Origin of the sequence: Shewanella sp. Isolate7 (genome assembly GCF_022398425.1) — a bacterium.
GTDB lineage: Bacteria > Pseudomonadota > Gammaproteobacteria > Enterobacterales > Shewanellaceae > Shewanella.
On the sequence record NZ_JAKEVJ010000108.1, the window covers coordinates 1 to 11,800 of the forward strand.

Sequence of the window (11,800 nt, forward strand, 5' to 3'; positions counted from 1 at the left end):
AGTAACTCTCTGATATACCTACGGGCGGTGGTGGTTAACGAGTTATTGGCATCTTCTAGTAGCTCAGGTAGAGCAAGATTGAGCGGATCGCGGCCCTTAGGAATAACAATACCGTATTCACTCAATAATCCACGTATTTGATTAGTCAGTGCGGTTCTGACACGAATACGACGCTCGCGAATGCGATGGGAAATAATAATATCGACCTGCGCTAAGGTTCTTGGCTTAACGAAGATGATGTTGGGGCGCATCGCGGCCTCACAGATTGCAAAGGCATCATTGCGGTCATTTTTATTGCCTTTCACGAAGGGCTTCACGTGCTGTGGTGGGATAAGTTTCACTTCAAATCCCCGCGAAATCAGCTCTCGGCCCCAATAATTTGAGCCACTACAGGCTTCCATTGCAATGACAGCATCTGGATACTGAACGAGCGTTTTCAGCAGTTGAGTTCGTTTAACGGTGCGATTAAAGAGCGTTTTACCGACTTGATTGACACCGCAAACCTGAAGAACATTTTTTGCCAAATCGATACCAATTAGAGTAACTTTCATAGTGGACACCTTTTGTTGACATTGAACCTTGTAAATTCAATATGGCGCTTTTGACGCCGATTTCACAAGAGGTGTCCATCTCATCATCCATGTCGACAATCGCCGCATCCCCGCTCCTCTATCTCCTACCTACCCATGTCATGCGCCAAATCTCACATAACAAAGGAAATTTATCGTCTGATGAGATATAGCTTAGGCAAGAATCGGCGAACTGGCATAATAAATGTTACTGATAATATAGAGGCTTGGGCTATAATTGCCGCAAATTCCCCTTTGGCCTGTGGTTGCGCGTGTTATCTAATCCTTCTCAAGTCGTCCTAAGAAATATCGAACTGTTTGAATCAAAAAATGTTTTACTCATTAATCATGAGTGCGATCTTCTGGCGACGACCCTGTTGGAACATGCCACAAAAGTCACCACTTTGGCCCTGGATTTCAACCACTATCAGCATGTGCAAGGCCATGAAAACGCCCGCCTGCAATGCCATTTCGGCCATAAGCTGCCATCGGCGCAAACTTTCGATGTCGTGCTGCTCTTCTATCCTAAGTCCAAGAGCCTTAGCCCCTACCTGCTCAACCTGGCCGGGCGCCATCTTCTCCCCGGAGGCGATCTGGTGATCGTCGGCGAGAAGAAGGGCGGCATCCGCTCGATAGCCAAGCAAATGCCGGACTATTTCGACGCGGCCATTAAGCGTGACAACGCCCGTCACTGTATGCTCTATACCAGCACCTTGCAGAGCGAGGCCCCCGAGATAAACCTGAGTGATTGGGTCAAAGCGTATTCGCTGAGTACACCACAGGGCGAGCTGACCATCTGCAACCTGGTGGGCGTCTTTAGCGAGAAGCGACTCGACGAGGGCACAGAGCTGCTGCTTGAGCACCTGCCCACGCTCGAGGGACGAGTACTCGACTTTGGCTGCGGCGCCGGGGTGATCACCGCCGCCCTGCTCAAGGCCAATCCCGCCCTCGAACTCGAATGTGTCGACATCAATGCCATGGCTCTCGCCTCCTGCGAGCTAACCCTGGCGGCCAACGGCATGCAGGCCAAGGTCTATGCCTCCGATGGCTTAACGCAAACCCAAGGAATGTTTGACGCCATCATCTCCAACCCGCCGTTTCACGATGGACTGGACAGCACCACAGAGATCGCGACCCGCTTCGTGCAGCAGAGCGAGGCCCAGCTCAAGTCTGGTGGGATATGGCAGATAGTAGCCAACCGCCACCTGCCCTACGGTGACACCATAGCCCAGTTCTTCAAGACGGTGAATGTGACGGCCGAGAACAACAAATACAAGATCTACGCCAACCAAAAGGCGTAACTACTTTAAAAAGCACTGTTTAATCTGTTAGGGAAGGTGCGAACAAGTCGTCGCACAGCTCTGGCTTTGATAGCAGCGACAGTTCAAGGCATTCAACTGAGGGCATGCCGAGGCCTGCTGAAGTTGAATAACGCCGAAATGGTGTTGCTATCAAAGCCCCGCAGGGCGAGGCTTACAGCGGTATTTTCTGCGTTACAGTTCTTGCGAAGAACTAGGGCCATTCGCTGCAACTGTGCCTTGCATCTATCCACTTTATGCACACGCAGAGCAAGCACGGGACTTATTCGCACCTTCCTTAGTTATCGCCGGGATCACCCGGCTTTTGTCGTACAAGATCTCATTTCAATCATGCGCTTCATCTGCATCATAAAATAGGGCTTCATAGGTCAAACTTTATGCTGTTATACTCGGGAGAATACTAACTAAAATAATAATTAACCTGCGGAAACTTCTATGCTGGATCCTGGACTGATTGAACTGAGTAGTGACGGAAACTTAGCCGAATTTAAAGTCATTCCCAATACCCATGGCCCATTGACGGTGGACGCCATTCTCGAACTGCTCACCCTGCCCGAATTTTGCCAGCTTTATCCCCGTAAGAATGTTATCGAAAAGGCCGTCGCTCAGGTCAACAAGGTGATCGGCCAGGACGATGGCCAGTATGAACTCTTCTTCGAGATCGCCGAGCGCCGCGACGCCGAGATCGCCATCAACCTCAGCGACGACAAGATGAGCGCCGAGATGACGCTCACCGCCCCATGGGGTGGTAAGTCTCTGACACTGCAAGATATCTTAAGAGCCCTCAAGACAGAGCAGATCTGCATGGGGCTGAGCAAGGTCAAGATTGAAGCCCTGCTCGCCAGGCTACCGACCCTGGCACCGGGAGAAAGCTGCAGCGAGGTGTTCGCCCACGGCAAGCCCGCCATCAATGGCACCAACGCCATCGTCGAGCGCAAGGTACCACTGGCGAGGGAGCGTCTGCTTCAGCCTCAGGAGCGCGCCGACGGCACGGTCGACATGCGCAACCTGGGTGAGATCATCATGGTCAAACCCAACGACAAGTTGATGATTAAGATCCCCGCGACCGAAGGCACCAAGGGCTACAACGTGCAGGGTGAGCCTTTGCTACCGATCGCCGGTAAAGATCTCCAACTCACCGCAGGCACAGGCACAGAGCAACTGGAATCCGACCCCAATGTATTGGTCGCCACCGTAGCCGGCCAGCCGGTAGAGACCAAGAGTGGCATGCAGGTCGATGATGTGCTGCAGATAAAAGATGTGGATATCGGCTACGGCAATGTCGACTTCAAGGGCAGTGTCCTGGTTACCGGCGACGTACATGAAGGCATGGTGGTCAAATCCACCGGCGATATTACCGTGATGGGATTTGTCGACTCGGCTCAACTGATCGCCGATGGTGATATCACAGTCAGCAAGGGGGTCATTGGCCGCCAGCTCAAGGAAGATCAACTCTCTACCAAGCTCTCTGCCAAGGGGCAGATCTCGGCCCAGTTCGTCCAATACTCAGAGCTAAAGGCCGAAGGCGATATTCTGGTCACCAAGCAGCTACTGCACAGTCATACCCAGACCGCTGGGCACCTCATCGTCAGCGACGCCAATGGCCGCCGGGGCGATCTTGTGGGTGGTGTGGCCCAGGCCGACAAGGGCGTCAAGGCGGTGATCATTGGTGCCACTGCCGGTACCCGCACCGAGGTCTTCTGCGCCATGAAGCACGGCGAGCTCAAAGAGGAACTCAAGCAGCTGGATCAGGGGATCAAACAGATGGTGGTGGCCAAGCTCAACATAGAGGCCAGCCTCAACAAGCTGCCCCCTAAGGCAGAGTGGCAGGACGACGCCCTCATGGTCGAGCAGGTCAAGGGGATGCTGGAAGAGAAGCGCCGCATCACCCAGGAGTGGTCCCGCGAGGAACAGGAGTTCAACGCCATCGAGCAGGAAGTGGAACGCTACTATCAGGAGTACCGCATCGAGGCCTGCAAACATATCTTCGCCAACGTCGAGCTACATATCGGCCCCGCCTTTAATCGCACCCAGCGTGAGCACGGCCCCTGCATAGTGGTCAACGAAGGCCAGGAGATCAGCTTCGACTACAGCAATCGCAAGTGATCGCAGTTTATTAGCAGATCAACGAGGCCCGGCAAAATTGTCGGGCCTCTTTTCTTTGCCATGACTTTACAGGCATAATCCCCGCCAGATAGCGGTAACGGATAACGGAAAACAAGTGGAACTACTGAGAATAGACTGTTTAGGCAAAGAGTTGCGCCTCGAAGGCTCGCTGGCGGGCTGGCAACAACTCTTCTGGGACAATCAACTGGTGTCGGTTAAAGAGGCCAGTGCCGATAATCAGGGACTGAGAAACCATGAGTTCGAGTTAAGCCGCCATAACCCTCAAGATCAATCGGTACAGAAGATCCCCCTCACCCTGGAAGTGGATCTCATCTGGCAACCCTTTAGCCTCAACTATCGCCTGCTGAGCGAAGATGCCGTGCTGAGCCAAGGTAGCCGTGACGCCAAAGACATAGAGCGTCAGACGCCCGTCACCCCGGTTAAGGCTTCGCAGAAACTGAGCCTGGTGGGCCTGGCCTCCCTGGGCTTTAAGTTGCTCAAGAGCGCCAAGGTGATTAAGGTGGTGCTGGCCGGTGCCAGCGTGGCCGCCTACTCCTGGCTCTTCTCCTTCGAATTTGCCCTGGCATTGATCGCCTGTCTCATGTTCCATGAGTACGGCCATATTCGCGCCATGAAGTATTTCGGCATGAAGACCAAGGGGATCTACCTCATCCCCTTCATGGGCGGGCTGGCGCTGAGCGACGAGAAGATCAACACCCGCTGGCAGGATGTGGTGATCTCTATCATGGGGCCTACCTTCGGCCTCCTGATGTCGATAGCCTCCCTGATCGCCTATTGGATCACAGACAACCCAATGTTTGCCGGGCTCGCCGCCTTCAACGCCCTGCTGAACCTGTTCAACCTGCTGCCCATATTGCCCCTGGACGGGGGGCATATTCTCAAGAGCATCAGCTTCTCAATGAACAGTCTGATGGGGCTGATTGCCTGCGTGGCGGGCGCCGCCATCGGCGTCTTTATCAGCTATAGCCTGGGGCTGGCGCTGCTGGGTTTCCTGCTGCTGATCGGTAGCCTGGAGATCGTCTTCGAGTGGAAGAGCCGCCATCAGAGTCATCTGCTGCCGCTGGACAGATATGGGCAGATCTTCTCTACCATCTGGTATCTGCTGACCGTCGGCGCCCTGGTCGCCATCATCTGGTATCTGGCCGGCAGCGGCGACGACATGCTTGGCCTACCGCTCAAGATCTTGCAAAGCTAGTCCTCTGATCTTTGCATCATCATTTAAAATACTGCCTCGCTCTTTTAGATGAGAGCCGAGGCAGGCAACCAGATCAACGAGACAATACAACATCCACATGCGTCTCCCATTTGTAAGCCCCTCCAATCCATTAATCTGTCGAATCAGACAATAGGGAATAGCTCTGAGACAACATGCCAAAAGCCTTCTTTCTAACCCGAAAAACGCTCAAAAAACATCCTCACCATCCTGTCCCTCTTTTTTTATACCTTTTTATAGTTAACTTTTTACGACAGCGATTATCGCTTTACCCCAAGATACTAAAAACTTTTCCAGGTAATCAGTTTTACTTTTCAAGGCAAAAATCATATAAAAAAACAGTACACACAATTAAATTAAGTAGCACTTTTTAATCTTTATTAGGGTAGATGCCAATCCAATACACAAATTTATCCATTAAATTTGTTGTCGTCTCTATACCATGATAAAAATGAATAAATATCTCGAATTGCCTTCTCTTTATGAACATAGACAAACTCGATTATCAGTCACTGATCATTTTCGAATCCATAAGCCGTCACCTGAATGCCGGTTTGGTCGCTAACGAACTAGGCATAAGCATCTCCTCCGTTAGCCGCCATCTGGGCATCCTGCGTGACATTTTTAAAGATGTGCTTTTCATTCGTCGAGCACAAGGATTTGTTTTATCGGATAAGGCTGTTCAACTCCTTCCTTATATCAAACAGTTGCTACATGATTATCAGGTAATTAAACACAACCATATTCATTTCAACCCACTTACAGCAAAGGGTCACTTTAAGATCTACGCCTATAATGAGTTTACCTATGTGATAAACAAGGTAATCAACCAACAAATATTACCTCAGGCGCCTAACTTAACCTTCGAAGTACGCACCCTTTCCAGCGATTGTAGCCGCGCTATCGAGCATGGTGAAATAGATTTCGCAGTGGTTTATGAAAACTTTAAAGATCACAAAATAATTCACGAAATGTTATCACCGACGGAGGAGCTTTTTTTAATAGCCAAGGAAGGACATGCAGTATTTTCAGAGGAGTTTACCTTAGAAAACTTATGTCAGTATGATTATTTCGCTATGGATAATTATAACGATCTAAGTCAGCCATTAATTGCACAACTTGCCAAACAGCAGGGAATCGCTGTGAATGTAATCGGAGCTACCGATAATATTGCTGCACTCAGTCGCCATATCCTCGATAGCCGAGCTATTTCCATGAGCTGCAATGTTTTTACCCGTGAGTTTTGCGAAATGATCAAAGGCCTACGAACCGCCACTCTACCAAGCGAATTAACAGCGCATCTGCTGAAGCAGATTAATGTCGGCCGCAGGGTTGGCAACTACCTAATCTCTTCTGAAATAAACCAATCAACGACTCATCACTGGCTCAAGCAACAGCTGTTTAATAACATTCGTGATGAGTGGTATCTAGCGATGAAGCGCTAAGAAGAAAAAACTCTATTTATCAATTAGGGATAAATAGAGTATCTAGGTAAAATCTTTGTCGCTAAGACAGGAGATGGGGGCAAGAGTGTCCTATCCGAGTGATTGACGACAAAGACAGGCCTAACAACAGCGTAAGCGATGCGCCGCCCAGATACGAGGCGGCGCTTTCTTTGGATCACACCTTACGGATCGCCACCGGCACCCCGTGTCTGGCGGTCGAACCAAAGGTTCTGTCGCGGTAGAGGCTGGCGCCCTTACGGCTAGGATCCACTATGTTAAAGGGGTTGGGACAGATGCCCGTACCTCGCGATGGGATCCCAGGGATCACCTGACCATCGATCTCGAGATCGCTGGCACCGAAGCACCAATGGCCATATCCCATACCCACCACTATGGTGTTGCGGGCCACCGTCTTGTCGGCCTGCACTATTCCCTCGATATGCTTGCCCTTAGGTGACAGCACCTGCGCCCTATCGCCATCCTTGATGTCGAACTTGGCGGCGTCATCCTCATGCAGGTGGATATAGTTGGTCTCGCCCAATGCAGTGATCCGCGGCAGCGCCACAGAATAAGGGCTGCGCAGATGCAGCTTAAAGGTCGACAGGTTGAAGGGATACTCGTTCACCTTCCACAGCTGACGCACCGCCGAGCCATCCCAGAAACGATCCACATCATAGACGGGTTGACCGTCGTTAAACTGTCCGCTGTAGGAATCCTTCACCCGAGCCAGGGACTCGTTGTACACCTGAAACTGGGTATCCATGCGCATCATGGGATTGAAGAACTCCCCTTCGTAGCGCTCGTCCACCCGCTCGTAACGTCCTCCTCGGGTTAGCATATAGGCGGTAGGCCCCAGCTCTTCAGGCTTGAGCCTGGCCTTGAACAGCGGCAATACCCTATCCACACTGGTAAAGGCAATATCTTCCTCCGTGGGCGATGGCAGCACAGAACCTGTATGGGCAATATTGGCAAACAGGGGCACGTAGAAGTCGGCCGGTTCGTGAATCGGCAAATCTCGTCCTTCGAGGTCCTTAAACGCCTTTTCACCCATACCAGGCAGGCCTATCGCCTTGCTGATATCGATCAGGAACTGCTCCATGTTGACGTCATTACCCTGAGCTGTCTTGACGTTACGCGAAGCCACCACGGGCACACAGGCCACATCGCCGACAAATTCGCTGCCCCACATGCGTGAGTTTGCCCACTGCTCATACTGCAGTGAGTCCGGCACTATGTAGTCGGCCAAGACATTGGTCTCGTTGATGTAAGGATCCAGGGCGATGATCAGTCCCAGCTGCTTGGGATCTTTGATGGAATCCTCCACCTGATCCTGCAGGCCAGAGCAGCCATAGATGGGGTTGGTCGCCCAGGTGATCCAGGCCTTGAACTGAAAAGGGTTCTTGTTAGCATGGGCCACCAGCAGCTCGCCGCTGTTGTCCTGCACAAAGGTGTTGTTCCAGGGCTGCTCCGCCGGGTAAGGATCTATCCCCTTAGCAACTTTCTGCTGGTACTCATGGCTCTGTTCATAGTCGCCAGAGCGCTCGGCATTGAAGCCAGTCAGCGAGGTGTGCTCGAAGTCCATCAGGTTATAGAGAGGGCCGTCGTAGATGTCATACATGGCGGCGTAACCCACACCCCCCATGTGCATCATGCCCCCCTTAGCATTATGTGCGCCCACCAAGGTCGCCAACATGATCATGGCAAAGGCGAATTGTCCGCCGTCTGAGGCATTACAGCCGGTATTAGTCTCAATAGCCACGCTGCGGCCATGGGAGGTGAACTCCTTGGCGAGTTCCTCAATCTTGGCCATTGAGATACCGCAGCGCTCGGAGAGCAGGCGCATGGAGTGACCGTTTACTCTCTGTTTGAGCAGCGAGAAGGCGGTTTCCACTTGCAGTTCAACGCCGTTACCGATCGCCAGCTTGCCTTTATAAAATAGCTCGGCAGGCTTATCGCTTTCACCTGTCACCAACTGGCCCGAGGCCTTATCGATCACCATCTTAACCTCGGCATCCCCTAGACCACAGGCCTCTGCAGTGAGGAACTGGTTATAGAGGGGGTGACCCGACTCTTTCACCACCAGGTAGGTGGCGTTGGTGTAATTGATCTCGCCGATGGCATCGGCACACGCCTGGCTCGGCGCCTCTAGGTAGGCGCGGCGATAGCGATCATGATTGATGATGTACTGCATCATGGCGAACATCAGCGCGGTATCGCCACCCGAGATGATGGGCAGCCACTCACCCTGACAGTTATCCACCTCAGAGGTTAAGGAACGCAAGATGGGGTCCACCACCACATATTTGAAATCGGGGCGATCGCTACGGGCCTTGGCCAGACGGCGCGACCCCACGTTAAGGCCATTGCCACTGAGCCCAGGGTTGGTACCGATGAAGATGGCAAACTTGGTCTCTTCATAGTCCACCTGGGGTAAGGCCATCTCGTCGACGGCGTCGAAGCAGCCCAGGGCACAACCCGCCACCTGCTGGTGACCACAGTAAGAGTCTTTATTGCCTATGTTGGGCGTGCCCCAGCACTCCTTGACGAAACGGTGTAAAAAATCGGCCCGGGCCCCCTGCTCTGAGGAGGTTGAGACCAGCAGCTGATTCTTCACCGGACCGAAATCGGGATACTTGGGATTGGCCAGGGCTGGATTATCATGTATCGCCCTGAGTCCCTCGACCTTGCCTTCGCCGAAGAGATCGCCGCCCTCAATCACCTCCTTGAGCAGCTGCTCATAGGAGATGCTCTGCCAGCGATTCTCGCCTCGTTTACCCACCCGCTTGAGGCACTGGGTAACGCGATGCTTGTCCTCGAATGCGTCGGGCACCGCATTGCCACGACCACACAGGGTGGCGCGATTGCTCTGGCTTAGACCGCTGACGGCGGAAAGTTGTATCATCGCCTCCTTGGGCGGCATCTCCATGGTAAAGGGCTGGCCCGCGTTATTGGTCAAGGTATAGGGGTTACCCACGGCGCGCAGCACCTTGTCAGTCTTGTTGTCTATGCTGACCCGGGCACCGCAGACGTTGAAGCAGCCGAAACACTTAGAGAAGGCGAAACGCTGCTCAGGATTTTCCACCAGCTGCTTGTCCTTGTCGAAGTAATACTCCGGAGTCAAGGAAGTCGGGGCATAACGGCCGATCTCGGCGTCTGTCGTCTTGGCCTTTGTCGCGGCCTTTGCGCCCAATGCGCCCGTTGTCATCACGGCGGCAACCGAACCCGCCTTTAAAAAATCTCTACGATCCATGCTGCTACCTCTGCCAGGTTTGGGGAGAATTGATACTGTATGCCGTGTTGCTCTCGTCTTGAGTCAAGCCGATATAGAACACATTGGGGGAGGTTTGCTTACCGGCCTGCAACACCAGCGGCCTATGTTGACGGATAAGCTTTGAGACTTCGCTCTCGGGATCATTGATATCACCAAAGACACGGGCGCCACCGGTACAGGTCTCGACACAGGCTGGCAGCAGGCCGCGGCTGGTACGCTGAATACAGAAATTACATTTATCCACTGTGCCCGTGGCCGAGTGGGTGAAACGCACCCCATCGTAGGGGCAGGCCTGGATGCAGTAGTTACAGCCGATACACAGCTGTGAGTCCACCACCACTATGCCGTCCTGCTCGCGCTTAAAGGTGGCGCCCGTCGGACAAACAGACACGCATGAGGGCTTGTCACAGTTATTGCAAAGAATCGGCATGTTAAATACATACTGCTTACCATTCAGATCCACACTATGTTGCGGCACCTGAGTCCTGTGTTCTTCCGGCAAGTTGCCGTTTTCTGCCCCACAGGAGACCACACAGGCCTTACAACCGTTGCAGCGCCCGAGATCGATCACCATGGCCAGACGCTTCTTGCCCTGGCGACGAATGTCGGCGATCACAGGATCGGCGGAGACAAACATCATGCCCGTGGTTGCTATGGCGCCGCCGGCCAGGAGTTTGAGTGTTCTTCTTCTATCTAACATCTTTAGCTCCTAATAAGACTGACCGGCTAACAAGACCGAATAACGTAAACAGAAGGCGCCGACTAAGGTGAGTGCGGCGATGCCGTACTCCTTAGCATGAGACACGCCGACTCTGCCCATGATGGAGGTAATATTAAGCAGCAGCGGCAGCACCAGGCCGACCACTACGGCGCCGAGCCACCAGATCTTACCGGCCGATGTCGCCATCCCCAGTAGATTGTCCAGACCATAGAACTTACTCACATTGGCGATGGCATAAACGAAGATGCCCAGCACAAACAGTTCGATTAGCATCACCATAGAATCCGCCTTGGCAAAACGATGATGTGGGTCGCTTTGTTTTAGCCAGGTCTTGACGATCAACACCACGGCGGCGCCGGAAGAGATGGCAGACACCAAAAAGATCACCACCAAGATGCTGTTAGACCAGACGATATTGTGTTTAATGTCACCGATCAGCAGCGCAGTGTAGGAGGCGACACAGACCGCGAGGATAAGATTGATCAACGCATAACCACGACTGGAAAAGGTTTCTTGATTACACCGCTTAAAGGAGAAGCAAAACAGCAGTGCGAAGACGATCGCCAGGGTCAAGAGCCAGGTACCTATACTCATCATGGAACTGGGCTCAAAGGTCATGAACAGGCGATAGAAGCGCAGCAGCTTACTCATATCACCGTTGAAGATGCCGTACTGGAAAGAGGTCAGATCGAAGACGATCATTCCAGTACCCAACATCAGGAGTAACAAACCTGCGATGGCACTAAATTTCGCCGTCGACCAATGGTGGGTGTGCACCACCTTCTCGGACAAAACCAGGGCACCACTGATAAACAAGGCCCCCGCTCCCGCACCGGCTAAGAACAGATAGGCTGCCACCAACAGCCCCCAATGCACTTCGCTCATAGACATTCCTTATTATTTTATTTACCACTTTACCCAGACAGATTAATTAATGTCGCCTGAGGAAAGATATTTAAGATGATGTATAACAGACCAAGCGGGTGAGATAACCTTAATCACCCTTATTAAAATCATACAAAGCAAAATAAAATAAATAAGGAGCCAGATCACACTAACCTTTAAGCATATTGACTCAATAATGATAATTTGAAGAAAGTAGTTATTTTCACTTTTCGAGAAATCATTTTATGAC

The 11,800-nt window shown here is 52.2% G+C and carries 7 protein-coding genes and 1 pseudogene; 4 read left to right on the forward strand and 4 right to left on the reverse strand.

Features of this window, described 5'->3' with window-relative positions; genetic code table 11:
• Window positions 1–551: pseudogene (locus tag L1D47_RS19115) on the reverse strand (IS110-like element ISSlo1 family transposase); the annotation flags it as partial.
• Between the two features lie 290 nt (window positions 552–841).
• Between L1D47_RS19115 and L1D47_RS19120 the strand changes: the two are divergent.
• The 4 genes from L1D47_RS19120 to L1D47_RS19135 all read left to right on the forward strand — a co-directional run bounded on the left by L1D47_RS19120 (window position 842) and on the right by L1D47_RS19135 (window position 6,673).
• Window positions 842–1,870, forward strand: coding sequence for a class I SAM-dependent methyltransferase (locus tag L1D47_RS19120; RefSeq protein ID WP_239886412.1), 1,029 nt, complete (start codon window positions 842–844; stop codon window positions 1,868–1,870).
• Between the two features lie 453 nt (window positions 1,871–2,323).
• The gene (locus L1D47_RS19125; RefSeq protein WP_239886413.1) at window positions 2,324–3,994 is read left to right on the forward strand and encodes a FapA family protein; all 1,671 of its coding nucleotides are present in this window, start codon (window positions 2,324–2,326) and stop codon (window positions 3,992–3,994) included.
• 115 nt (window positions 3,995–4,109) lie between these two features.
• Window positions 4,110–5,210, forward strand: a complete 1,101-nt coding sequence (locus L1D47_RS19130; RefSeq protein ID WP_239886414.1) for a site-2 protease family protein — start codon at window positions 4,110–4,112, stop codon at window positions 5,208–5,210.
• A gap of 500 nt (window positions 5,211–5,710) precedes the next feature.
• Complete coding sequence (locus L1D47_RS19135; protein ID WP_239886415.1) at window positions 5,711–6,673, forward strand: LysR family transcriptional regulator; 963 nt, start codon at window positions 5,711–5,713, stop codon at window positions 6,671–6,673.
• Between the two features lie 175 nt (window positions 6,674–6,848).
• Here the strand turns inward: L1D47_RS19135 and L1D47_RS19140 are convergent, their stop codons facing one another.
• The 3 genes from L1D47_RS19140 to nrfD are packed head-to-tail and all read right to left on the reverse strand — an operon-like array spanning window position 6,849 to window position 11,550.
• Window positions 6,849–9,923: a molybdopterin dinucleotide binding domain-containing protein gene (locus L1D47_RS19140; protein ID WP_239886416.1), complete on the reverse strand. Its 3,075-nt coding sequence runs from the start codon at window positions 9,921–9,923 to the stop codon at window positions 6,849–6,851.
• A gap of 4 nt (window positions 9,924–9,927) precedes the next feature.
• Entirely contained in the window at window positions 9,928–10,644 is a 717-nt protein-coding gene (dsrO, locus tag L1D47_RS19145; protein WP_239886417.1) for a sulfate reduction electron transfer complex DsrMKJOP subunit DsrO, read from the reverse strand.
• 9 nt (window positions 10,645–10,653) lie between these two features.
• The gene (gene nrfD, locus L1D47_RS19150; protein WP_160793683.1) at window positions 10,654–11,550 is read right to left on the reverse strand and encodes an NrfD/PsrC family molybdoenzyme membrane anchor subunit; all 897 of its coding nucleotides are present in this window, start codon (window positions 11,548–11,550) and stop codon (window positions 10,654–10,656) included.
• Window positions 11,551–11,800: the final 250 nt, after the last annotated feature.